We start from the raw sequence: 24,051 nt of genomic DNA, 5'->3' as shown, positions 1-24,051 counted from the left end.
TCGTGGAACCAAACCGGCGTTCGCACGATCGCGCGCGGTCTATAAAGTCACCAAGAACATAGGTTCAAAGCGGCGCCAATCGCGACAAGAACACGCCCATTTTTCGCCTCTGTCACCTGACGGTTTCGTAATGCGAAAGCTGAACGACCCGGATGGAGTGTGTAGGTCCAAGGTCAAGCTTTATTGGATCAACGAAGAGAGAAGGCGAACAATGATCGGCCAAGTCAAAGGCAGCTTGAAGATGGCGGCGGTGGTCGCGCTGGTGGCTGGGGGCCTGGCGGTCAGCGGCTGCGCGACCAAGAAGTACGTCAACACCCAGGTCGGCGGAGTCGCCACCCGTGTCGACGGCCATGACACCCAGATCGCTGAACTGGACAAGACCTCGCGCGAGGCGCTGGAGCGCGCCACGGCGGCCGGCAAGCTGGCCGAGGGCAAGTTCATGTACTCGATGGTGCTGTCGGACGATTCCGTGAAGTTCCCGACTGACCAGGACGCCCTGTCGCCGGAGGCCGAGCAGCGCCTCGCCGACTTCGCGTCGAAGCTCAAGGAAGAGAACAAGAACGTATACCTGGAGATCCAGGGCTACACCGACGCCACCGGCGAGACCGGCTACAACGAAAAGCTCGGCCAGCGTCGCGCCGACGCGGTGCGCAAGTATCTGTCCCGTCAGGGCGTGGCCCTGAACCGGATGGCGACCATCTCGTACGGCTCGGAAGATCCGATCGCCCCGAACGAGACCAAGGAGGGCCGGGCGCAGAACCGCCGGGTCGTGATCATGGTGCTCGCCTAGGCCTTACCGCCTGGGACGCCAAGACCGGCGGGCGAGGACTCCACACCTCGCCTGGCCGGCCTGAGCGCCAGACTGAACCTTGGGCGGTCCCGGAAACGGGGCCGCCTTTTTTCGTGTTCTGAATCTTTTGGCGAGGCGATTTCCGCCCGCTGACCCTGCCCCAAATCCGTCTCTCCCCGCGAAGGCGGGGACCCAAGCTGGCTTTCAGGATGGGGCGCGGCCGTGGATCATCCGCAGACTCGGCTTGGATCCCCGCCGTCGCGGGGATGCGCGGTGAAAAAAGCGCCCGGGTTTCCGAATGCCCAACCGCTAGGGCGGGGCGGGGAAGCCGCCGGTCTGGCGCAGGGCTTCGGCCAGGGCCATGCCGGCCGTCACCGAGACGTTCAGCGAGCGGGCCTCGGGGCGCAGCGGAATGACCAGCCGGGCGTCGACGGCGGCGTGCACCTCTTCCGGTGCGCCGCGACTCTCGTTGCCGAACAGCAGGGTGTCGCCGGGCTGGAAGGCGAAGTCGTGGAAGCTTGTGTCGCCGCGGGTGGTGAAAAGCACCAGCCGGCCTTCCGTGCGTTGCGGCGCGGCCAGGAACGATTCCCAAGAATCATGTCGCGTCAGGTGGGTGAGCGGGCCGTAGTCGAGGGCCGCGCGCTTCAAGCTCTTGTCGTCCAAGGGAAAGCTGCAGGGTTCGATGACGTCGAGCCCGACCGAGAGGCAGGCCGAAAGCCGAATCGCCGCGCCCACGTTCTGGGGAATGCCGGGTTGAAAAAGGGCGAGACGCATTCTAACGAACCAACCATGGGGCTAGTAGGGGCATTGCTGCGCATCGAAAGGGCTTGCGAACTCTGTTCGCCCATCCGATAGGGAGCATGCCCCTTGTGGCGAAGATCCGCTTGCGGGTCGAATAAAAGATACTGCGCCGAAATTGGCGCTTCCTGGTCGGGTCGCTCGCCGGTCCGACGGAAACGAAGGGTGGAACAAGGTGGCCGACACCGCCGTGGGCGCAAAGACCGAGTCTGGGTCCGATCCCAGCCGACGCGATTTCATTTACATCGCGGCCATGACGGCCGCGGCCGGCGGCGCCGCCGCCATTGCCTGGCCGTTCATCGACCAGATGAACCCCTCCGCAGACACGCTGGCCCTGGCCTCGACCGAGTTCGACCTGACCAAGGTCGCCGACGGCCAGCAGGTCACGCTGAAGTGGCGCGGCAAGCCGCTGTTCGTGCGTAACCGTACGTCGGCCGAGATCGCCCGCGCGGTGAAGGACGACCATGATCCGGGCCTGCGCGACCCGCAGACCGACGCCGAGCGCGTGAAGCCGGGCAAGGCCCAATGGCTGGTGCTGATCGGTTCGTGCACGCACCTGGGCTGCGTGCCCACCTTCGGCGGCGGCGACTACGGCGGCTGGTTCTGCCCGTGCCACGGCTCGCACTACGACACGTCCGGCCGGATCCGTAAGGGCCCCGCTCCGAAGAACCTGGTGGTTCCGGAGTACGCCTTCCTGTCCGACACCAAGGTCAAGATCGGGTAAGCCAGATGAGCGGACATTCGACCTACCAACCGAAGACCGGTATCGAGCGCTGGCTCGACGCCCGTCTGCCGATCGTGCGCCTGGGCTACGACAGCTTCGTCGACTACCCCACCCCGCGTAACCTGAACTACTGGTGGACCTTCGGCGGCATCCTGTCGCTGTGCCTGGCCAGCCAGCTGATCACCGGCATCATCCTGGTGATGCACTACACGCCGAGCGCCGACCACGCCTTCGCCAGCGTCGAGCACATCATGCGCGACGTGAACTACGGCTGGCTGATCCGCTACATGCACGCCAACGGGGCGTCGATGTTCTTCATCGCCGTCTACGTCCACATGCTGCGCGGCCTCTACTACGGCTCCTACAAGGCGCCCCGCGAGGTGCTGTGGATCCTGGGCTGCGTGATCTACCTGCTGATGATGGCCACGGCCTTCATGGGCTACGTGCTGCCCTGGGGCCAGATGAGCTTCCACGGCGCCGTCGTGATCACCAACCTGTTCGGCGCCCTGCCGATCGTCGGCCCGTCGATCACCACCTGGCTGTGGGGCGGCTTCGCCGTGGACAACGCCACGCTGAACCGCTTCTTCTCGCTGCACTACCTGCTGCCCTTCATGATCGCGGGCGTCGTGATCCTGCACATCTGGGCCCTGCACGTGGTCGGCCAGAACAACCCGACCGGCGTCGAGCCCAAGTCGAAGGCCGACACCCTGCCCTTCACGCCGTACGCCACGGTGAAGGACGCGTTTGCGATGAGCGTCTTCATGATCCTCTTCGCGGTGTTCGTCTTCTACCTGCCGAACGCCCTGGGCCACGCCGACAACTACGTCGAGGCCAACCCGCTGGTGACGCCGTCGCACATCGTGCCCGAATGGTACTTCCTGCCGTTCTACGCGATCCTGCGCGCTGTTCCGGACAAGCTGATGGGCGTGCTGGCCATGTTCGGCGCCATCGCCTGCCTGTTCGCCCTGCCGTGGCTGGACACCTCGAAGGTGCGCTCGATGCGCTACCGCCCGACCGCGAAGCTGTACTTCCTCATCTTCGTGGTGGTGTGCTGCATCCTGGGCCTCTGCGGCGCCAAGTTGCCGGACGATCCGGTGCTGGGTCACTTCAAGACCTTCACCCTGATCGACTCCGACCTGAACAGCTTCGTGTGGCTGAGCCGGTTCGCCTCGCTCTACTACTTCGCGTTCTTCCTGGTGATCCTGCCGGTGCTGGGCCTGGTCGAGAAGACCCTGCCGGTGCCGGATTCGATCGCCTCGCCCGCCCTGTCGCACCCGGCCGCCGCGCCGGCCGAAGCGACCGCCGCGCCTGAAATGAAGGGCTGATCCCGATGCTGCGCAAACTCTTCGCCATCGCAGCGGTCGCGGGTCTGCTGACGGTCGGGGCCTCGGCTCCGGCCCTGGCCGCCGGTCACCCGCTGGAACCCGAGAAGATCCACTGGTCGTTCGAGGGGCCGTTCGGCAAGTTCGACCAGGCCCAGCTGCAACGCGGCTACAAGGTCTATCGCGAGGTCTGCTCGGCCTGCCACTCCATGAAGCTGGTCAGCTTCCGGAACCTCGGCGACAAGGGCGGCCCGTTCTATAACGACAAGTACCCGAACTCGAACGACAACCCGTGGGTCAAGGCGATCGCCAAGGAGTTCGAGGTCGCCGACATCGACTCCGAGACCGGCGACGCCATCAAGCGTCCGGCCACCAGCGCCGACCGCTTCCCCTCGCCGTTCCCGAACGAGGCCGCGGCCCGCGCCAGCAACGGCGGCGCCCTGCCGCCGGACATGTCGCTGCTGGCCAAGGCCCGCGAAGGCGGTCCGGACTACATCCACGCCATCGTCACGGGCTACAAGGACGCTCCGGCCGGCCTGAAGGTCGGCGTGGGTCAGCACTACAACCCGTACATGGCCGGCGACCTGGCCTCGTACTGGAGCGGCTCGCACGAGCATGTTCCGCCGGGCGGCTTCATCGCCATGGCTCCGCCGCTGAAGGCCGGCCTCGTCACCTTCGACGACGGCACGCCCTCGACGGTCGACCAGCAGGCCAAGGACGTCTCGGCCTTCCTGATGTGGGCCGCCGAGCCCAAGCTGGAAGAGCGCAAGCAGACCGGCTTCGCCGTGCTGATCTACCTGATCCTGTTCGCCGGCCTGCTCTATGCGGCCTACCGCCAGGTCTGGAAGAACGAGTCGCACTGAGCGGCGCGTTCGGACCGAGAACGAAGAAGGGCCCGGCGGCGACGCCGGGCCCTTTTGTTTGGAACCTCCCCCTCTGGGGGAGGCGATCGCGCAGCGATCGGTGGGGGGAGTGCTTGCGAGGTGGGCCGATATCTCGGAAGCTGAAAACGGCCCCCCGCCGGCCTTCGGCCTCCTCCCCCAGAGGGGGAGGTTTCTTGAGGCTTTCACCCCCGCTCCAGCACCGTATCGATATCGAACCCGCCCTTCAGCGCCAGGGTCACCGGCGTGCGCTCGACGACGTCGCGCAGGCGGGCGACGGCGGCTTCGTCGAGGTCGCCCGTGGCCGAGACCTTGCGGTCGATCTTCGGCTTGTCGCCGCGGGTGTCGAGGGTGAGCTCGGTCTCGATGGTCACCTCGCCCCAGCCCTTGCGGTCGGCGTACATCCGCAGCGTCGTGGCGGTGCAGGCGGCCAGACCCGCCAGCACGAAGCCGAACGGCGGCGGGCCGGCGTCCTGGCCGCCGAGGGCCGGGGGCTCGTCGCCGACCAGCTTGTGGCCGTTTACCTCGAGCAGGATCGTGTGACGCGGGTTCGCGGTGACGGCGTGGGCGCGCGAGGCCATGGGGGAAGCTCCGTACAGGGAAGAAGAGGGATCAGGGCGTCAGCCACAGGGCGTGGGCGGCCGGGTCCAGCCGCAGGCGGCCGCGGGCCAGCACCTCGACCCCTAGCGCCCCGACCACGCCGGGCGGCAGGTCGCCGGCCTTGACGGCCCGGGCGCGGGGATAGAGGCGGCCGTCGAAGGCCAGGGCCGCCACCGTGCCGGCCGGCTTCTGGCGAGGGCCGTCGGCCGCTCCCCGGGCGCGCAGCACGCCGCCCGAGGCGGTGTCGAGCGCGAACGGCCCCTGGACGCTCGTGAAGCCGTCCGAAGCGATCGCCCGCACCGTCGGCACCCCGCCGATCATCTCGACGGGCAGGGCGCGTCCTGAAGGCCTTGCGAGCCCGTCGGCGGGCGACAGCGTCAGGCGGCAAGGGGAGAAGTCGATGACCACCGTGTAGCGGGCCAGGACGTCGGCGCCGATGACGCCGGCGATGGGGGCCACGAAGCCGACGCCGCGATAGTCGAGGTCGACGACGCTCACCGGCTGGGCTGGCAGGGCCTCGCCGGCGAGGCGGATGGGCAGGGAGAGGTCGGTGGCCTCGAAGCCGCCGGCCTGGGCCCTGGTCTCGTGCAGCAGGGTGCGGGGCGCCGACAGGTCGATGACGAAATCGCCGGTTATGTCGCCGACCGCGGCGGGGGCGACGATGGCGCCGTTCTCGAACCAGCAGGCGGTCTCGCCGGCCCGCGCCGAGGCGGCGGTCGCGAGGATCAGGGCCAGGGCGAGGAGCGGGGCGCGCATGGAGGGAGACTAGAGCGTGTTCAGCCGGGAGGGGAAGCGGGGAGGGGATAGCCCAAACCGATGGCGCATGGCTTGAACGAAAGAGGGCGGACGCTGTCGCGTCCGCCCCCTCAAGATGCTCCCCCTGAAACTGCGAACCTCCCCCTATGGGGGAGGCGATCGCGTAGCGATCGGTGGGGGGCGTAGATGCGAAAAAGGCCGGCGCGGCGGAAGCTGAAAACGTCCCCCCACCGGCCTTCGGCCGCCTCCCCCACGGGGGGAGGTTTCTTTTCGACGGGCTCGTTCCCCTACTTCAGCAGCCCCACCGGCACGCTCTGCGCCGCCACCGTCGCGCTCGCCTTGGCCGCGATCGCCGCCGAGGACGCCCCCAGCTGCACCTCGTAGTCGCCGGCCGCGACCTTCCAGCCGTGGGCGGCGTCGTCCCAGACAGCCAGCAGGCGCGGATCGACGGTCAGGGTGACCGCCTGGCTGGCGCCGGGCGCGAGGGTGACTTTCTGGAAGCCGGCCAGGCGGCGCGGGGCCTCCCAGCCGCCGGCCTTGGGCGAGACATAGACCTGCGGCACGTCCTTGCCGGCCCGCTTGCCGGTGTTGGTGACCTTGAACGACACGGTCAGCTTGCCGCCGCTGGTCGCCGTCTTCAGGTCCGAATAGGCGAAGCTGGTGTAGGACAGGCCGTGGCCGAACGGGAACAGCGGCGTCAGGCCCTTCTTGTCGAACCACTTGTAGCCGATGGCCGCGCCCTCGATCGAATAGTCGACGGCGAACAGCGCCTCGGGGGTCTTCGGATCGCCGTCGAGCACGGGGCGCGGCAGCTGGGCCTCGCTGGCCGGGAAGGTCACCGGCAGGCGGCCGGTCGCGTCGACCTCGCCAGTCAGCACGCGGGCGATGGCCTCGCCGCCGTTGGTGCCGGGGTACCAGGCCTGCAGCACCGCGCCGACGTCGTTCAGCCACGGCATGGTCACCGGGCCGCCGGTCTCCAGCACCACGACCACCTTCTTGCCAGCCTTGGCGGCCGCCGCGATCGTCGCGTCCTGGTTCTTGGGCAGGGTCAGGGACGGCGCGTCTTCCGACTCGGTGGTCCACTGGTCGGCGAAGACGATGACCAGGTCGCTCTCGGCGGCCAGCTTGGCCACGGCGGCCGGGTCCTTGCCGTCGTCATAGGTGAACTTGGCCTGGGGCGCGCGGGCCTGCAGCGCCTTCAGCGGCGAGGACGGATAGTAGATCACCGGGCCGGGCCAGGTCTTGGGCTCCAGGCCCTGCACGGCGCGGCCGCCGGCCGGATAGACCTGCGAGGAGCCGCCGCCCGACAGCACGCCGACATTGGCGTAGGCGCCGATCAGGGCGATCTTCTGGGCCTTCAGCGCCAGGGGCAGCAGGCCCTTGTCGTTCTTCAGCAGGACCATGCCTTCCTCGGCGTCGGCCTGGCTGACCTTGCCGTTGGCGGCCAGGTCGATCGGCGCGATCTTCACCGGATGGTCGACCGCGCCGCTGGCGAACAGCGAGCGGACGATGCGGCGGGCCATGTCGTCGAGACGCGCCTGGCTGACCGCGCCGCTGGCCAGATCGGCCTTCAGCACGCTGGCCAGGAAGGGCTGCTTGTCGAAGGCGTCGCCGGCCGATTCCTGGTCGAGGCCGGCGTTGACCGACTTGGAGCCGGAGTGCACCGCGCCCCAGTCGGACATGACGTAGCCCTTGTAGCTCCAGTCCTGCTTGAGCACCTTGTTGAGCAGCCAGTCGTTCTCGCAGGCGTAGTCGCCGTTGACGCGGTTGTAGGCGCACATCACCGAGTGCGGCTCCGACGCCTCGATGGCGATCTGGAAGGCCAGCAGGTCGGAGGTGCGGGCGTCGGCCTGGCCGATCTTGCTGTCCACCACGAAGCGGCCGGTCTCCTGGGCGTTCAGGGCGTAGTGCTTGATGGTCGAGACGATCTTGGCCGACTGGATGCCCTTGATCTGGGCCCCGACCATGACGCCGGCCAGCAGGGGATCCTCGCCGCCATATTCGAAGTTGCGGCCGTTGCGCGGCTCGCGGACCAGGTTGACGCCGCCGGCCAGCATGACGTTGAAGCCCGAATTGCGGGCCTCGGAACCGATCATGGCGCCGCCCTTTTGGGCCAGCTCCGGGTTCCAGGTGGCGGTGGTGGCCATGCCCGAGGGCAGGGCGGTGCGTTCGCGGAACTCGGCGGCGCTGCCTTGGGTGGCCACGCCGACGCCGGCGTCGGTTTCCCATTGGGCCGGGATACCCAGGCGCGGCAGGCCCGGCACATAGCCGGCCGAGCCGGGCAGCGAGCCTTCGATGCGCGTGTACTTGGGCTTCATGTCGGCGCCGAAGTAGCCGTAGACCAGGGTCAGTTTCTCGTCCTGGGTCATGGCCTTCAGCACGAGGTCGGCGCGCGTGTCGGCGTCGAGCTTGGGATCGAGCCAGGGCTTCGCGGCGGGCGCCGCGGCGTGGCCGGCGTGGTCCTGGGCGCAGGCGGGCAGGGCGGCCAGGCCCCCGAGGGCGATGGTCAGGGCCAGGGCGCTGGCGCGGAAACGCGAGTTCATTCTACCTCCCACACGGATCTTATTGGCCGGTCTGGCCGGCGGTGCTGTCGCGGACGGAAGAGGGCTCCGTCAGCTGGTCTTGGCCGGCGGACCCTTGCGGGCCGGACCGGTGGATTCGCGGATCACCAGGCTGTGCTGGGCCAGGAACGGCCCGGTGCGCAGGCCGGATTCGCCGCTGTTCCAGGCCGCGAAGGTCTGCAGGGCGCGCAGGGCCATGGGCTCGAACGGCTGGCGGATGGTGGTCAGGGTCGGCCAGATGACCCCGGCGATTGGGGCGTCGTCGAAGCCTACCACCGAGATGTCGTCGGGAATGCGCAGGCCGCGGCGCTGGGCCTCCATGCAGGTGGCGGCGGCCATCTCGTCATTGGCGGCGAAGATCGCGGTCGGCGGCTCGTCGATCTCGAGCAGCAGCCTGGCGGCGTCCAGGCCGGTCTTGAAGGTGAACTCGCCCTGGACGATCAGCTCCGGCGCCGGACGCGGCAGGCCGGCGGCGGCGTAGGCCTCGAAGAAGCCGTTGCGGCGATGGGTGCTGGCGGCGTGATCGGGGTGGCCCGAGATGTGGCCGATGCGGGTGTGCCCCAGGCTGAACAGGTGCTCGACCACCTCGCGGGCGGCGGCGCGGTCGTCCATGGCGATGGCCGGGAAGTGCGGGTCGGGCGTCGTCGGCGAGATCAGCACGCAGCGCACCTCGAGCTCGCGCAGCAGCGCCTTCAGCGGGCCGAAATCGCATTCGGGCGGCAGCAGCACCACCTCGCGGATGCCGCCGTCCTCGACGAAGGCGCGGATGCGGTCCTGCCAGCCGGCGATCGGGCCGTCGAACAGCTCGACCGTCAGGTGGCGGCCCGTCTCCAGGCAGGCCAGCAGCAGGGCGTGGTGGGTGCGGGTGTGATAGCCGCCGCTGGGGTCGCCCATCAGGGCCCCGACGGCCGACGCGCCCTGGGCGCGGAACTGGCGGGCCACGGCGCTGGGCTGGTAGCCGAGGGCGGACATGGCCTCGCGGACCTTGTCGCGGGTCTTGGCGGTGACGCTGGCGTGGTCGTTGAGGACCCGCGAGACCGTCTTGGCCGAGACCCCAGCCCGTTGGGCCACATCGTGAATCGTCGACATAGAAGATCCGCACCCGACTCGGCCGTCGCCGCGCGCGCCCGGCAGGGCGGCGGCCAGACGGCTCCCTTGACCAGCCATACCGCAGCTGGATCGGCTTGTCATGCGATGGGACAGGTTCGGGTCAAAAATTGTCTTATCGTCGGACATTATGTTGTCCTGCAAATGTCTTATCGGACATTTTGATGTGGTCTCGGCGTCCTTGTCGCCCGCGTCCTGCGGTTTTGATTCCCTTTGTGGCCTCGCCTGTAGATTTTATTGGGTTAGGGCGAAGCGGGGTTGGCAGCGCTGTCTCCTTTGTCGCCCAGGCCGAAGTGTGCGGGAGGAAATACCTTATAGAATAGGGATTTAGCCCGTCCCTCGGGCTCGATCAGATCGGGCCTGGCCGCCTTGCAGCCATGTTGCATTCCGGCGATTTTCAGAAATGACAACGTTGACATTCTTGTTGACTTGCTCGGGACATTTGGGAATGTAGCCACCGTGAGCGGCGACTGAGGGCTGTCTCGCAGCACCGTTCCGGCGCCGGGGGTCGCCGACAGGACATCACCGGGTCACGGCCGCCAGAAGCAGGTTGGCGTGAAGGCCGAGACCCGGGCTCAAGACCCACCGCGGCGCGCAAAGAGCGTCGCGGCCCGAACGCAAGAACAAAGACATTGGGGAGCGATCGACTTGACCACACCACGTTCGAAGTCCGTCTGGACTCGCGGCTTGACCCTGGCCTTGCTGGCCGGCGCGTCTCAGGCCGTCATCACCACAACCGCCCTGGCGCAGACTACCGAAGAGACCGCGGTCGAAGAGATCGTCGTCACCGGGGTGCGCGGCTCGCAGCTGAAATCCGTCGACGTCAAGCGCAAGGAAACTGCGATCGTCGACGCGATCTCGGCCGAAGACATCGGCAAGCTGCCTGACGTCACCGTCGCCGATGCGCTGCAGCGCATCTCGGGCGTGCAGATCCAGCGTGACGCCGGCGAAGGCAAGAGCGTCAACATCCGCGGCCTGTCGCAGGTCATCACCCTGCTGAACGGCGAGCAGTACCTGAGCGCGGGCAACATGGGCTCGGCCCAGCCCAACCTGCTGGACGTGCCCTCGCAGCTGATGAACCAGGTGCTGGTCTTCAAGTCGACCGACCCGAACAACGCCCTGTCGGGCATCTCGGGCACCATCGACCTGCGCACCCGCCGTCCCTTCATGATGAAGGAAGGCTTCCAGATCGCCGGCGGCCTCGAAGCCCAGCGCGGCGAGCGCACCAAGGACGACGACTACCTGGCCAACATTCTGGCCAGCTGGCGCAACGACCGCGTCGGCGTGCTGGTGTCGGGCGTCCGCAGCCAGTCGAACCTGAGCAACAACTTCTCGGGCGCCGTCGTGCTGTCGGGCAACAACGACTGGGGCGGTTCGAACCCGAACAACTTCCTCTCGCCGCACGGCTTCGAAAGCTACAACCGCGTGGTCGAGCGCAAGCGCACCGGCCTCAACGTGTCGTTCGAGGCCGACCTGGGTGAAGGCTTCACCCTGATCGCGGAAGGCTTCTACGCCAAGCTCGACGAGTACAACCGCGCGGTCGGCATCAACATCTCCAACCGCTGGGACGGCGGGGCCTTCGGCACCTGGACCACGCCCACCGACACCCAGGCGACCGGCGTCAGCGCCCCCAGCACCAACGGCGGCAACGGCCGTCCGTGGCTGGCCGTCGACGAGTACGACATCAATGCCTGGTGGATTAACTCCTTCACCGTCAACCGCGTCACCAAGTCCGAGAGCAAGAACTACAATCTCGAACTGAAGTACGACAACGGCGGCAACTTCACCTTCGAGGCCCGGGCCATCCGCGCCGACGGCAACCGCCTGAGCATGAATGGCCAGGCCCAGGGCGACCTTTCCAACTGGCAGTACGGCGACGGGCGCTTCAACCTGTTCCGCAACGCCGACGACCGCACCCGCGGTCCGTTCTATCCCAAGGCCATCTGCGACCAGTACCCGGCCAGCCAGCGCAGCAACGCCGTCGTCGGCTCGGCCGGCGGCTGCTACCTGAACCCCAACCCGCTGGGCTACGGCCAGAACCCGCAGCTGCACTACGACATCAGCGGCAATCACCCGGTGTGGAGCGGCTTCGACACGCCGATCTCGGGCGGCCTGGGCGCGGGCAAGACCCTGCGCGACTACATGGCCAACCGCGACAGCTACGCGATCGCGGCCTTCTCGTCGGAGGGCAACAACGAAGTCGACTCGGACATGAACGTGTTCCGCGCCGACGGCCACTACCGCTTCGACGACAAGTTCCTGGGCTTCATCACCAAGGTCGACGCCGGCGTGCGCCAGAGCGATCGCTCGGTGAGCGTCGAGCAGTTCCACCTGTTCTCGGGCTTCTACGGCGGCACGCCGGGCGCGGTGCAGGCCAACGGTTCGGCCGTGCCGGCCGGCGGCTGCATGGCGCAGTGGAAGGCCATCGACGTGGTCATGAACCAGAACCAGTGCCAGGCCGGCGAGTTCGTGCCGAACCCGATCACCGGCACGCCTGAGTTCCAGGGCTACACCGTCAACCGCCCGACCAAGCTCTACACCTACAACAACACCCTGTTCGTCACCGACCTGGGCGGCGTCACCTCGGGCATGCCCGGCTTCTGGGCCGTGGATCCGCGCGACTTCGACGACGTGCTGTCGTTCCAGAAGAAGGTGTTCGGCGACGCCGTCCGCGTCACCGTTCCCGGCCAGACCTACGACGTCGACCTGAAGGAGCAGAGCGCCTACTTCGCCAGCAACTACGAGATCGGCAGGCTGTCGGGCGACTTCGGCCTGCGCGTCATCCAGACGGAACTGCTGGTGAAGCAGAACCTGACCGGCGACACGATGAACTACGGCGACACCAACGCCGACGACGGCGACACGGTCACGCGCCGCAAGTACACGGACTGGCTGCCGTCGTTCAACGGGTCCTACGACCTGACCGACAACGTCAAGCTTCGCTTCTCGTACTCCAAGACCATGCAGCCGCTCGACCTGGGCAGCTATGGCGGCGGCCTGAAGATCAACACCGCCGACTGCGGCGCCACCCTGCCGAACGTTCGCTGCGTCACCGGCGCCGAGGCCTCGGGCAACCCGAACCTCGATCCCTGGCGTTCGCAGAACTTCGACGTCGCGGCCGAGTACTACTTCGGCCAGGCCTCGATGGTGAACATCTCGGCCTTCATGCTGAAGATCGACAGCTACGTCACCGGCGGCACCATCAAGGGCAGCTTCCCCGACCAGGACGGCGTGATCCGCCGCGAGGTCGACGTGTCGCTGCCGCTGCAGGGCGACGGCGGCGAGGTGAAGGGTCTCGAAGTGGGCGCCAAGATCGCCTTCAGCGACATCATCCCCGACACCCCGGTGCTCAGGAACTTCGGCGTCGACACCAACTACACCTACTCGCCCAGCGAGGAGGCCCGTATCGACCTGTCGGGCGACAAGCTGCCGTTCTTCGACAACTCCAAGCACCAGTTCAACCTGGTCGGCTGGTACCAGGACGACAAGCTGCAGGCCCGCGTGGCCTACAACTTCCGCACCGATCGCCTGGCCGGCACCATGGGCGGCGGCGGCGGCCGGACCATCCCCGTCATGCAGGACTCCACCGGCTACGTCGACGTCAACGTCAGCTACGAGGTCCGCGACAACGTCACGGTCTACTTCAACGGCTCGAACGTGACCGGCGAGATCGAGGACTACTACCTGAAGTTCGCCAAGGGGAAGGAACAGTACTCGTCGCAGAACGAGTTCGAGCCCCGCTACGTGATCGGCGTCCGCGCCAAGTGGTGATCTGAGTTTCCTCCTGCGCCCGTCGCGGCGGCTCCCCTATGTCCTCCGCGACGGGTCTTTTTTGTTTCAGCAGGGTGCTTTCCGTTTTCGCCTTCGGGCGCCAGTTTCGGTCGGGGAGGATCGGCCATGAGCGAAGACGTCCGCCAAGGGCGCATCCGCAGCATCGTCATCGTCGGCGGCGGGACCGCCGGCTGGATGGCGGCCGCGGCCCTGCGTCGCCACTTCGGCCAGTCGCCGATCGACATCACCCTGGTCGAAAGCTCCGAGATCGGCACGATCGGGGTGGGCGAGGCGACCATCCCCACCATTCGCGGCTTCTACCAGAACCTGGGTCTCGACGACCTGGAGGTGCTGCGCGCCACCCAGGGCACCTGCAAGCTGGGCATCCGCTTCAAGGACTGGATGGCCCCGGGCTCGGCCTTCATCCACCCCTTCGGCCTTTACGGCCAGGACCTGAACGGGGTGGCCTTCCAGCACTACTGGGCCAAGGCCCGCGCCAGCGGCGATGTCGGGGCGTTCGGCGAGTACTGCCTGGGCGCGTCCCTGGCGACGGCGGGCAAGTTCACCGTGCCGGCGGCCAATCCGCCGTCGAGCCTGTCGGTATTCGACTGGGCCCTGCATTTCGACGCGAGCCTGTTCGCCCAGCTGATGCGCCGCGTGGCCGAGGCCAACGGCGTCAGGCGCATCGACGCCAAGATCGTGAAGGTCAACCTGCGGCCCGAGGACGGCTTCGTCGCCTCGCTGGACCTGCATACGGGCCACAGCATCGAGGGTGACCTCTTCATCGACTGCTCGGGCTTCCGGGGGCTGCTGATCGAGGAGGCGCTGGAGACCGGCTACGAGGACTGGTCGCAATGGCTGTTCTGCGACCGGGCGCTGGCCGTGCAGAGCCAGCCGCCGGAAGGCGCCGAGCCGCCGCCCTATACCGACGTCACCGCCCACACCGCCGGCTGGCGCTGGCGCATCCCGCTGCAGCACCGCTACGGCAACGGCTATGTCTATTCGAGCCGCCATATCGACGACGAGGCGGCCAAGGCCGAGCTGGTCGCGGCCGTGCCCGACAAGCTGCTGCACGAGCCGCGCCTGATCCGCTTCACGCCGGGCTGCCGCAAGCAGGTGTGGAACCGCAACGTCGTGGCCCTGGGCCTCGCGTCCGGGTTCCTGGAGCCGCTGGAAAGCACCTCGATCGCCCTGATCGAGACCGGCATCGAAAAGTTGAAGCAGCTGTTCCCAGACCGGAGTTTCGACCCGGCGGTTATCGACGAGTTCAACGACTGGTCCCGCCGCGAAATGGAGCGGGTGCGCGACTTCGTGATCCTGCACTACAAGGCCGCCCAGCGGGGCGACACGCCGTTCTGGCGCACCACCCGCGACGCCGACATTCCCGAGACCCTGGCCCGCAAGGTCGAGCTGTTCCGCGCCCGTGGCCACGTGGCCCGCTATCGCTGGGAGATGTTCCAGCCGCCCAGCTGGCTGGCGATCTTCGACGGCTTCGACATCCGGCCTAAGAGCTGGGATCCGGCGCTGGACGGGATCGACGGCGCGGCTCTGGCCGCCAGCCTCAACCAGATGCGCGCCGGCGTCGCCCGGGCGGTGGCCCAGGCCCCGACCCATGGCGAGTTCCTGCGCCGCTACGTCGCCGCCCAGCCGGCGGCGGCCGAATAGAGCATTTTCGAGCGAAGTGGATTCCGGTTCGCGTGAAGAAAATGCGTCAAAACAAAAGACTAGAGCCCCGGCCTGATGCAATCCGGTCGGGGCTTTAGACCACAACGATAAAAGACAAGACGACGGGAGAGGCCCGATGGCCAACAATCTGCGGAAGATCGTGATCGTGGGCGGCGGCTCGGCCGGCTGGATCACGGCGGCGATGATCAGCCACTATCTCAAGGACAGTCCCTGCGAGATCGAGCTGATCGAGTCCGAGCAGATCGGCATCATCGGCGTCGGCGAAAGCACGATCCCGCCGTTCCTGCAGCTGATCCGCAGCCTCGGCATCGACGAGGTCGAGTTCATGCAGGAGACCCAGGCCGCCTTCAAGCTGGCCATTCGCTTCGAGAACTGGCGCCAGAAGGGCGACGTCTACTACCACCCGTTCGGCCTGATCGGCGGCCCGGTCGACGTGCACGAGTTCTACCAGGTCTGGCTGCGCGGCAAGGCCGAGGGGCATCCCTCGAATCTGCAGGACTTCGCCACCGCCTCGGTGATGGCAGACCGCTGGAAGTTCATGTCGCCGGCCATGGCTCCGCGCACCATGATCGCCAACGCCAACTACGCCGTGCACATCGACGCGGCCCTGTTGGCCAAGTTCCTGCGCAAGTTCGCCGAGGCGAGGGGCGTCAAGCGCACCGAGGGCATCGTCAGCGACGTGGCCACCCGCCCCGACGGCTTCATCGAGAAGGTGATCCTGCAGGACGGCCGCGAGGCCTCGGGCGATCTCTTCATCGACTGCTCGGGCTTCCGCTCGCTGCTGAACGGCAAGACCCTGGGCACCGAGTTCCTCGACTGGTCGGACGTGCTGCTGTGCGACCGCGCCATCGCCGTGCAGACCGCCAACATCCGCGACCCGCACCCCTACACCCTGGCCCAGGCCCAGGATTCCGGCTGGCGCTGGCGCATCCCGCTGCAGCACCGGGCCGGCAACGGCTACGTCTATTGCAGCCAGTTCTGCAGCGATGACGAGGCCCGCGCGACGCTGATGAGCCAGGTCGAGGGCGAGGCCGTGCGCGAGCCCTGGCTGGTGCCGTTCAAGACCGGCATGCGCAAGCAGCTGTTCAACAAGAACTGCGTGGCCATCGGGCTTGCGGGCGGCTTCATCGAGCCGCTGGAATCGACCGCCCTGCACCTGATCTATCGCGGCGTCGACTATCTGCTGCGGTTCTTCCCCGACCGCGATTGCGACGCCACCCTGGCGGCCGAGTACAATCGGCGCATGCGGGCCGACTATGAGGAGATCCGCGACTTCATCGTGCTGCACTACTTCACGACCAAGCGCGACGACACGCCGTTCTGGCGCGCCTATCAGCAGGTGACGCCGCCCGAGAGCCTTCGCGAGCGGATCGAGCTGTTCAAGGCCAGCGGCGTGCTGCGCGACGGCGTCGACGACATGTTCCGCGCGCCCAGCTGGCAGTCGGTGATGGAAGGCATGGGCATCCGGCCCCAGCGCTACCAGCAGCTGGTCGACACCCTGCCGGCCGGGGTGGTGAAGGGCCTGCTCGACAAGTCCGCCCCGATGCTGAGCGACCTGGTCGACACCCTGCCCAGCCACGGCGACTTCCTGCGCCAGTACTGCCCGGCGCCGGTGCCGGAGGCGCTGAGGAAGGCGGGGTAGGTTGCTTACCCTCTCCCCACGGGAGAGGGGTTTATACCTCGGCCCACATCCGCAGCAGGTTGTGGTAGGTTCCCGTCAGCGACAGCACCGACGCGTCGCCTTGGCCAACCTGGCTGGCCAGGCGCTGGATCGAGACGTCCATGTCGAGCAGCAGGGCGCGCTTGGCGTCGTCGCGCACCAGGCTCTGAATCCAGAAGAAGCTGGCCGTGCGCGCGCCGCGCGTGATCGTGGTCACGTGGTGCAGGCTGGAGGCCGGGTAGAGGATCAGCGAGCCGGCCGGCAGCTTGACGAGATGGCTGCCGTAGGTGTCCTCGACCACCAGTTCGCCGCCGTCGTAGTCGTCGGGGTCGGTCAGGAACAGGGTGGCCGACAGGTCGGTGCGGATCTGGGCGCCGGTCGCGGGATTGCGGCGGATCGAGTTGTCGACGTGGTCGCCAAAGCCCATGCCTTCGCCATAGCGGTTGAACAGCGGGGGCAGGATGGTGTGGGGCAGGGCGGCCGAGACGAACAGCGGATTGCTCTGCAGGGCCTGGACGATGATCGCCCCGACCTCGCGGGCGGCCGCGCCGTCCTGCGGCAGCTGCTGGTTGTTCTTGGCCATGGCCGCCTGGAAGCCCGAGGTGGCGTTGCCGTCGACCCACGGGGCGGCGTCGATGATCGCGCGGCAGTGCGCGACTTCATCGGGGCTCAGCACGTCGGGGATCTGCAGCATCATGGCGGTCGGCCTTCGTCGTCTCGTGCTCAGGCTTTAGGGCCTGAGGCGGCGCTGGGCAATGCGAACGGCTCGCAGAAGATTGCGTAAGGAACCTCCCCCTGTGGGGGAGGCGGCCGAAGGCCGGTGGGGGGGGCCGGTTTCAGCTTTCGGGGCGGTGGGTGGTTTCGCAACTACTCCCCCCACCGATCGCTGCGCGATCGCCTCCCCCACAGGGGGAGGTTCCCTGATCTAGAACAACCAACGCCTCGGATATTTGTCCCCCAGCGCCCGCGCCTCGCCGGTCTTCAAGCCCAGCTCGCGCATGCGGTAGGCGAGGATCTGGCGCATGGCGTCGACCGGTTCGCGGCCGTCGACGGGGCTGGAGGCGATGGTGCCGGCCTGCTGGGCCAGGTCGGTCGCCGCCCATTCGGCCAGGGCCCGGTCGGCCTTGCCGACGGCGAAGTAGTGCGGGACGGGCGTGCGTTCGCCGGGAACCTCGACCATCACGGCGATCACCCAGCCCTGGGGGATCATGTCGGCGTCGGGGCGCTGTCGGAACATGGGCCGGATGTAGCGGTCCGGCGGCCCAGGTTCAATTGCCGTGCGCGGGACCGGTCTCGTCCTTGCAGATCGCGGTGATCGCGCAGAACTGTGTGTCGAGCAGGTTGCGGATCGAGACCCCGGCCGCCTGGGCCTCGTTGCCGGCCTGGTAGCGGAAGTTTCCCTGAGCCCGCACCAGGGCTTGTCCGACCGGACCCTCGTAGAAGGCGACGGCGGCTTCCAGGTCGGCCGAGCTCATCTCGCGGGCCAGGGCGACGCCCGCGGCCTCGACCACGATCTGGCGGGCCTTGGGGCGCGTTTCCTGCAGCATCTCGTACAGCGCGCGCCGCTGCTCGGGCGGTACGGGCTTGTCGGTGCGATAGAGCATGGTGGCGCCGTAGGCCATCAGCTCGGCTTCCGCGTCGTCGCCGATGCGCAGGGCCAGCGCCAGGCGGCGGCCGAGCAGTTGGTCAGCCAGCGCGGGCATCGGACCGGCGGCGACCTTGCGCTCCGGCGGGGGCGAGAAGGTGATGGGGATCGTCACGGTGGACGAGGTCGGCTTGCCGCAGCGGCGTTCGGGCATGAACTCCATCAGGGGGCGAAGACTGGCAGCGGCTTCGCCGAAGCCGAATCCGGTCGGCGTCTCGGAGACGACGAAGCATTCGGTCGCCTTGCCCAGCGAGTCGATCGTGCACTGGATCACGGCCCTGCCGCCCTGGCGGGTGGCCACGGCCTGGGGCGGATAGGCCCACATGACGCTGTCGGCCGATAGGGGCGTCTTCCAGTTGGCGCGGACCCGCGGAATGGACGGATCGCCCCCGGCCGGACAGTCCGCGCCGGCGGTCGCCGCCGCCATCATCATCGCCGCGATCAGCAAGCCCATCACCCGTCCCCCGACGTCCTCGAGAGGGTTTGCTAGTGGAGCGCGGCGGTAGAGGCAACCTTGATGCCAGCGGTCGTCGCCGCCCGCCCGTCAGGCGCAAAGAAAAAGGGCGGAGCCTCGCGGCCCCGCCCTTCTCTTTGGTTCAGCTGGTGCTGACCGGACTTCTTAGAAGTCCATGTCGCCCATGCCGCCCGGCATGCCGCCGCCGGCCGGAGCAGCGCCGCCCTTCTTGGGGGCTTCGACGATCGCGGCTTCCGTGGTGATCAGCAGGCCGGCCACCGAGGCGGCGTTCTGCAGGGCGGTGCGCACGACCTTGGCCGGGTCGATGACGCCGTCGGTCACCAGGTCGACGTACTGCTCGGTCTGGGCGTTGAAGCCGAACGAGCTGCTGTCGTTTTCCAGGATCTTGCCGACCACGATCGAGCCTTCGACGCCGGCGTTTTCGGCGATCTGACGGATCGGGGCCTGCAGGGCGCGACGGACGATGGCGATGCCGGCCGTCTGGTCGTCGTTGTCGCCGGTGACGCCGGCCAGGGCCTTGGAGGCCTTCAGCAGGGCGGTGCCGCCGCCGGGGACGATGCCTTCATCGGCGGCCGCGCGGGTCGCGTTGAGGGCGTCGTCGACGCGGTCCTTCTTTTCCTTCACTTCGACTTCGGTCGAACCGCCGACGCGGATGACCGCGACGCCGCCGGCCAGCTTGGCCAGACGCTCTTGCAGCTTTTCCTTGTCGTAGTCCGAGGTGGTGTCTTCGATCTGGCGCTTGATCTGGGCGATGCGGGCCTCGATCGCGTCCTTCTCACCGACGCCGTCCACGATGGTGGTGTCGTCCTTGGTGATCGAGACCTTCTTGGCGCGGCCGAGCATGTCGAGCGACACGTTCTCGAGCTTGATGCCCAGGTCTTCCGACACGACTTGAGCGCCGGTCAGGATGGCGATGTCTTCCAGCATGGCCTTGCGGCGGTCGCCGAAGCCCGGAGCCTTGACGGCGGCGACGCGCAGGCCGCCACGCAGCTTGTTGACGACCAGCGTGGCCAGGGCCTCGCCTTCGACGTCTTCAGCGATGATCACCAGCGGGCGGCCCGACTGGACGACGGCTTCCAGCACCGGCAGCAGCGGCTGCAGCGACGACAGCTTCTTTTCGAACAGCAGGATGAGCGGCTCTTCGAGCTGAACTTCCATCTTGTCGGCGTTGGTGATGAAGTACGGCGACAGGTAGCCGCGGTCGAACTGCATGCCTTCGACGACGTCGAGTTCGGTTTCGGCGGTCTTGGCTTCTTCGACGGTGATGACGCCTTCGTTGCCGACCTTGTCCATGGCCTTGGCGATCATCTCGCCAACTTCCTTGTCGCCGTTGGCCGAGATGGTGCCGACCTGGGCGATTTCGCCGTTGGTGGTGACCTTCTTCGACGAAGCCTTGATGTCTTCGACGGCGATGGCGACGGCCTTGTCGATGCCGCGCTTCAGGTCCATCGGGTTCATGCCGGCGGCGACCGACTTGAGGCCTTCCTGGACGATGGCTTGAGCCAGGACGGTGGCGGTGGTGGTGCCGTCGCCGGCCTTGTCGTTGGTCTTGCTGGCCACTTCGCGGATCATTTGCGCGCCGAGGTTCTCGAACTTGTCAGCCAGTTCGATTTCCTTGGCGACCGAGACGCCGTCCTTGGTGGTGCGCGGGGCGCCGAACGACTTTTCGATGACGACGTTGCGGCCCTTCGGACCGAGGGTCACCTTCACGGCGTTGGCGAGGATGTTCACGCCGCGCAGCATCTTGTCGCGCGCGTCGGAGGAGAAGTAGACGTCTTTAGCGGCCATGTCGGGCGCCTTTCTAATCTAGGAAATTTCGGAGGAAGAAAGCGTCAAGGCGGAGGAGGCTTAGGCCTCGACCACGCCCAGGACGTCGCTTTCCTTCATGATCAGCAGGTCCTTGCCGTCGACCTTCACTTCGGTGCCCGACCACTTGCCGAACAGGATGCGGTCGCCGGCCTTCAGGTCGAGAGCGACCAGGTCGCCCTTGTCGTTGCGGGCGCCCGGGCCGACGGCGACGACTTCGCCTTCTTGCGGCTTTTCCTTGGCGGTGTCGGGGATGATGATCCCGCCCTTGGTGGTGGTTTCTTCTTCGACGCGCTTCACGAGGACGCGGTCGCCCAGGGGACGAAACTTCATGTGTCTTCTCCGTCGGAACGGTTTCTGTAAAAGGCTTCGTTAGCCGAGGGAGCGTCGCTGTTAGCAGTCGCTCCCATCGAGCGCCAACGCCGCGAACGAGTTAGGCGCCGGCCCCCTGGGAGTCAAGGACGAGGCCGGCGAACTTTTTACGATCGCGGTAAATGGCCCAGGAAAACGGAGGGCCAAAAAGGGAGGGTCTTCGATGTTCGATCATCTGGGGTTCGGGGTCGCCGATTTCGAGCGCTCGGCCGCTTTTTATGACGCCGCCCTGGCGCCGTTGGGGATCAAGCGGCTCTACGCCGTGCCGAAGGAATATACCGGCGGGGTCGACGTGGTCGGCTATGGCGCGGAGCGTCCGCAGTTCTGGATCTCGGGCGGCGGCGGGACGAGCGGCAAGCTGCACGTCTGTTTCGCGGCCAAGAGCCGGGCCGACGTCGACGCCTTCTACGCGGCGGCGCTCGAAGCCGGCGGGACCGACAACGGCGCGCCCGGACTTCGCCCTCATTACCACGAACACTATTACGGCGGCTTCGTTCTGGACCCGGACGGGTTCAATGTCGAAGCCGTCTGCCACGCGCCCGCCTGAGTCCCGCCCGTCTGAGTCCTTTCGGAGACCGCCCCTGATGTCGAGCTACGCCCTGTCGCTGATCCTGGCCGTAGTCGCTTGCGTGATCGGGGGCGTGCTGGGCGGGCTGGTGCTGGCGCGGCCGGATTCGATGCTGGGCCTGGCCGGGCTGAAGAGCGAGGAAGAAAGCGCCGCCGTCACCGAGGGGCGGGCCTTCGGCGGCCTGCTGATCGCCTCGCACGGCGCGGCGGCCCTCTTTCTCGGCTGGCAGTCCAGCGCCGGCGCGGCCATGGCCTTGGTGCTGGCCACAGCCTGGTTCGGGGCGGCCTTCGGGCGTTTCGTCTCCATGCTGCTGCAGAAGGCCGGCGGCCGCTTCAACTACGGCAGCATCGTCCTGGACCTGCTGATGGGGATCACCTTGGCCCTGCCGTTCTTCAACCAGGGAACCCTGCCGCTGCATCGCATTGGTGGGAGCATGCTGGTCTAGGGGGGGCGAAAGGCGGACTCGCTTCATAGCACCATCAATAGTCGCCTCCCTCGCCCTTGTGGCGAGGGTCCATGTCGGCGACCGCTCAGACCTTGGACATGTTCGAAAGGTCTGAGCGGCTGAACGATGGGTCCTGGGCACAAGGCCCAGGAAGGCGATCAGAAAGAGCTGCAAGCCGTCAATCGCTAACCGTATCTCCGCTACCGCGCGCCTTCGTGCGCTAGCAGCCAGGCCTTGCGCTCGATCCCGCCGCCATAGCCCGTCAATGACCCGTCCGCCCCGACCAGGCGATGGCAGGGCACGACGATGCTGAGCGGGTTGGCGCCGTTGGCCGCGCCGACGGCGCGCACGGCGGCCGGGCGTCCGATACGGGCGGCGAGGCCGGCATAGGTCAGGGTCGTTCCCACCGTCACCTCGCCCAGAGCCCGCCAGACGCCTTGCTGGAAGGTCGTGCCGCCGGTCGCCCAGGGGATGGTCGACAGGGCGGGGAGATCCCCTTCGAAATAGGCCGTCAGCGCCGTTCTGATCGCGGTGGGCGCGAGGCCGGCTGTCAGCGAGACCTGGCCGTAGTGCAGCCGCAGCAGGCGATGCAGGCGATCCTCGTGGTCGTGGAAGTCGGCCGCGCGCAGCCGGCCGTCCGCGTCGGTGACCAGCAGCATCTCGCCTATCGGGCTGGGCGCGCGGTCGAGGATGAGGCGAGGGCTCAGCGTCGGCATGGCGACATTATGGCTGGGTGAGCCTTCGGTGTCCGCCCGCTTCTTGCGGCCTTGCGTTTCTCTTGCGCCGGTTGAATGACCAGCTGCATTGCGTCGCATTTGTAGAATGTCAGTTCGTCGACATAAGGACTGGAGATTTGTCGTGTCTCTGACTTACTGAAAACTTCGCCGTTCAGGTGCGACATTATGCGCGCGAAAACTGGTCGAATACATGTCGGTTAAAGGTCGATTCACCACGCCGATTACGATGTCGTCAACCGCGCCGGCCGCCCAATGCCCTCGAAGTCGGGAGGCCTTTGGGCATGGCGTGGAACAAGCATTGGATGGTGGCTGGCGCGGCGGTGGTCGCCCTGGCCGTGGGTGGGCTGGCGAGCGCCCGCCAGGAGCGTGAGGCCCCGGGCGTCAGCCTGGCCCAGGACGTGGTGGCGGCAGCCAGCGCCTTCGAAACCTACACCCGGGGCGCCGGCGCGATCTCGCCCGCGGCCTTCACCGACGGCGATGGCGTCGCCAGCGCCCTGAAGGCCGGCGCGGCCTACAAGGCCGAGCAGTTCGAGGCCGGCATGATCGCCTACGGCGCCATCGCCGCGCTGCAGGAGCCGACCTTCCTGGAGGGCGTGCGCCACGCCGCCCGCGAGACCTCGCGCGAAGCCCTGGTCGAGCGCCTGCTGGCCTCGCCCGAGAGCGTCGTCGAGATCGAGGGCGTCGGCCTGGCCGCCGCCCGCGCCCAGATCGCCCTGAAAGGGCGGGGCGCGCCCCTGGCGCTGGCCGGCCGGTCGGTCAAGCAGTCGGCCTACGACATCCAGCGTCAGACCTGGTCCAAGGGCGCGGTCGCCGACAACGCCGGCCGCCTGGCGCGGGTCAAGCAGCTGTCGGCCACGGTGTTCACCCCCGGCCAGGACGACGCCGGCCGCCTGATCCAGGCCGCGACCGGCGCGGGCGGCGGCGGCTTCGCCGAGGGCGGCGCCGTGTTCACCCCGGTGACGGTGCGCTCGGCGGCCCTGGCGGCCCTGGCCGTGCTCGACGCCGCCGGCGACGCCGACGTGGCGCGCCTGGCCCCGGTGCTGAGCGAGCGGAAGGCGAACTACTGCATGAAGATCGCCAAGCTGAACCTCTACCAGTGCCTGGCCGTCGCCGGTCCGCACTACGAGGACGTCTTCTGCCTGGGCCAGCACGCGCTGATCGACACGGCCCAGTGCGTCAACGACGCGGCGGGCGCCGGCCTGCCCGCGCCGGCCGCCGCGCCTTCGCCGCCGCCCCGTCCGCAGGGCTTCGTGATCCCGGTCGCCAGCGTCTCGCCGGCGGTGCTGGCCGAAGGCTCGCGCTGAGCCGGGCGTGAAGAAGGCTTGATCGCCGAACGCCGTCATCGTT

The 24,051-nt window shown here is 67.7% G+C and carries 21 protein-coding genes; 10 read left to right on the top strand and 11 right to left on the bottom strand.

All coding sequences use genetic code 11. The features are described 5' to 3' along the window. Positions 1 to 211: 211 nt before the first annotated feature. Positions 212 to 790 carry an OmpA family protein gene (locus tag AC07NS_RS01400; RefSeq protein ID WP_492853692.1) on the top strand — a complete coding sequence of 193 codons (579 nt, stop codon included), beginning with the start codon at positions 212 to 214 and terminating at the stop codon, positions 788 to 790. Positions 791 to 1,099: 309 nt separating this feature from the next. On the opposite strand, the gene AC07NS_RS01395 is transcribed toward AC07NS_RS01400, so the two are convergent. Further along, positions 1,100 to 1,564 carry a tRNA (cytidine(34)-2'-O)-methyltransferase gene (locus AC07NS_RS01395; protein WP_494600888.1) on the bottom strand — a complete coding sequence of 155 codons (465 nt, stop codon included), beginning with the start codon at positions 1,562 to 1,564 and terminating at the stop codon, positions 1,100 to 1,102. Between the two features lie 199 nt (positions 1,565 to 1,763). Between AC07NS_RS01395 and petA the strand changes: the two genes are divergently transcribed. The 3 genes from petA to AC07NS_RS01380 are packed head-to-tail and all read left to right on the top strand — an operon-like array spanning position 1,764 to position 4,497. Beyond that, on the top strand, positions 1,764 to 2,312 hold the full coding sequence (gene petA, locus AC07NS_RS01390) for a ubiquinol-cytochrome c reductase iron-sulfur subunit (RefSeq protein WP_494600886.1): 549 nt from the start codon (positions 1,764 to 1,766) through the stop codon (positions 2,310 to 2,312). 5 nt (positions 2,313 to 2,317) lie between these two features. Beyond that, the gene (locus AC07NS_RS01385) at positions 2,318 to 3,637 is read left to right on the top strand and encodes a cytochrome b (RefSeq protein WP_110120229.1); all 1,320 of its coding nucleotides are present in this window, start codon (positions 2,318 to 2,320) and stop codon (positions 3,635 to 3,637) included. 5 nt (positions 3,638 to 3,642) lie between these two features. Next, a complete protein-coding gene (locus AC07NS_RS01380; protein ID WP_494600883.1) occupies positions 3,643 to 4,497 on the top strand; it encodes a cytochrome c1 in 855 nt (284 codons plus the stop codon). Positions 4,498 to 4,700: 203 nt separating this feature from the next. Here AC07NS_RS01380 and AC07NS_RS01375 read toward each other — a convergent pair whose 3' ends face one another. From AC07NS_RS01375 to AC07NS_RS01360, 4 genes are all read right to left on the bottom strand, one after another. Beyond that, on the bottom strand, positions 4,701 to 5,096 hold the full coding sequence (locus AC07NS_RS01375; RefSeq protein ID WP_494600881.1) for an OsmC family protein: 396 nt from the start codon (positions 5,094 to 5,096) through the stop codon (positions 4,701 to 4,703). Positions 5,097 to 5,127: 31 nt separating this feature from the next. Then, positions 5,128 to 5,871 carry a hypothetical protein gene (locus AC07NS_RS01370; protein WP_494600879.1) on the bottom strand — a complete coding sequence of 248 codons (744 nt, stop codon included), beginning with the start codon at positions 5,869 to 5,871 and terminating at the stop codon, positions 5,128 to 5,130. A 287-nt stretch (positions 5,872 to 6,158) separates the two neighbouring features. Then, complete coding sequence (locus tag AC07NS_RS01365; protein WP_494600877.1) at positions 6,159 to 8,414, bottom strand: beta-glucosidase family protein; 2,256 nt, start codon at positions 8,412 to 8,414, stop codon at positions 6,159 to 6,161. Positions 8,415 to 8,483: 69 nt separating this feature from the next. Continuing rightward, positions 8,484 to 9,521 carry a LacI family DNA-binding transcriptional regulator gene (locus AC07NS_RS01360; RefSeq protein WP_494600875.1) on the bottom strand — a complete coding sequence of 346 codons (1,038 nt, stop codon included), beginning with the start codon at positions 9,519 to 9,521 and terminating at the stop codon, positions 8,484 to 8,486. Between the two features lie 666 nt (positions 9,522 to 10,187). Between AC07NS_RS01360 and AC07NS_RS01355 the strand changes: the two genes are divergently transcribed. From AC07NS_RS01355 to AC07NS_RS01345, 3 genes are all read left to right on the top strand, one after another. Next, on the top strand, positions 10,188 to 13,310 hold the full coding sequence (locus tag AC07NS_RS01355; protein WP_494600873.1) for a TonB-dependent receptor: 3,123 nt from the start codon (positions 10,188 to 10,190) through the stop codon (positions 13,308 to 13,310). A gap of 126 nt (positions 13,311 to 13,436) precedes the next feature. Next, positions 13,437 to 14,975: a tryptophan halogenase family protein gene (locus tag AC07NS_RS01350; protein WP_494600871.1), complete on the top strand. Its 1,539-nt coding sequence runs from the start codon at positions 13,437 to 13,439 to the stop codon at positions 14,973 to 14,975. 136 nt (positions 14,976 to 15,111) lie between these two features. After that, positions 15,112 to 16,638 carry a tryptophan halogenase family protein gene (locus tag AC07NS_RS01345; RefSeq protein ID WP_494600869.1) on the top strand — a complete coding sequence of 509 codons (1,527 nt, stop codon included), beginning with the start codon at positions 15,112 to 15,114 and terminating at the stop codon, positions 16,636 to 16,638. Positions 16,639 to 16,669: 31 nt separating this feature from the next. On the opposite strand, the gene AC07NS_RS01340 is transcribed toward AC07NS_RS01345, so the two are convergent. The 5 genes from AC07NS_RS01340 to groES all read right to left on the bottom strand — a co-directional run bounded on the left by AC07NS_RS01340 (position 16,670) and on the right by groES (position 20,915). Beyond that, on the bottom strand, positions 16,670 to 17,353 hold the full coding sequence (locus AC07NS_RS01340; RefSeq protein WP_494600867.1) for a Fe2+-dependent dioxygenase: 684 nt from the start codon (positions 17,351 to 17,353) through the stop codon (positions 16,670 to 16,672). A gap of 228 nt (positions 17,354 to 17,581) precedes the next feature. Beyond that, positions 17,582 to 17,893, bottom strand: a complete 312-nt coding sequence (locus AC07NS_RS01335) for a hypothetical protein (protein WP_101715081.1) — start codon at positions 17,891 to 17,893, stop codon at positions 17,582 to 17,584. Between the two features lie 31 nt (positions 17,894 to 17,924). Continuing rightward, entirely contained in the window at positions 17,925 to 18,755 is an 831-nt protein-coding gene (locus AC07NS_RS01330) for a TonB family protein (RefSeq protein WP_494600864.1), read from the bottom strand. A 165-nt stretch (positions 18,756 to 18,920) separates the two neighbouring features. Further along, on the bottom strand, positions 18,921 to 20,564 hold the full coding sequence (gene groL / locus AC07NS_RS01325; protein ID WP_494600862.1) for a chaperonin GroEL: 1,644 nt from the start codon (positions 20,562 to 20,564) through the stop codon (positions 18,921 to 18,923). Positions 20,565 to 20,624: 60 nt separating this feature from the next. Next, positions 20,625 to 20,915 carry a co-chaperone GroES gene (groES, locus tag AC07NS_RS01320; RefSeq protein WP_110119081.1) on the bottom strand — a complete coding sequence of 97 codons (291 nt, stop codon included), beginning with the start codon at positions 20,913 to 20,915 and terminating at the stop codon, positions 20,625 to 20,627. 202 nt (positions 20,916 to 21,117) lie between these two features. Between groES and AC07NS_RS01315 the strand changes: the two genes are divergently transcribed. Together AC07NS_RS01315 and AC07NS_RS01310 are read left to right on the top strand one after the other, a co-directional pair. Next, the gene (locus AC07NS_RS01315; protein ID WP_494600861.1) at positions 21,118 to 21,501 is read left to right on the top strand and encodes a VOC family protein; all 384 of its coding nucleotides are present in this window, start codon (positions 21,118 to 21,120) and stop codon (positions 21,499 to 21,501) included. A gap of 37 nt (positions 21,502 to 21,538) precedes the next feature. Continuing rightward, a complete protein-coding gene (locus tag AC07NS_RS01310; protein WP_494600859.1) occupies positions 21,539 to 21,967 on the top strand; it encodes a DUF4345 family protein in 429 nt (142 codons plus the stop codon). A gap of 200 nt (positions 21,968 to 22,167) precedes the next feature. Here the strand turns inward: AC07NS_RS01310 and AC07NS_RS01305 are convergent, their stop codons facing one another. Beyond that, the gene (locus AC07NS_RS01305) at positions 22,168 to 22,683 is read right to left on the bottom strand and encodes a methylated-DNA--[protein]-cysteine S-methyltransferase (protein WP_494600857.1); all 516 of its coding nucleotides are present in this window, start codon (positions 22,681 to 22,683) and stop codon (positions 22,168 to 22,170) included. A gap of 302 nt (positions 22,684 to 22,985) precedes the next feature. Here AC07NS_RS01305 and AC07NS_RS01300 point away from each other — a divergent pair, with 302 nt between their 5' ends. Beyond that, positions 22,986 to 24,008: a hypothetical protein gene (locus AC07NS_RS01300; protein ID WP_494600855.1), complete on the top strand. Its 1,023-nt coding sequence runs from the start codon at positions 22,986 to 22,988 to the stop codon at positions 24,006 to 24,008. Positions 24,009 to 24,051 lie beyond the last annotated feature (43 nt).

Source organism: Caulobacter sp. GW821-FHT10A10 (genome assembly GCF_059415745.1).
This window is presented reverse-complemented; position numbering and strand designations above follow the sequence as displayed.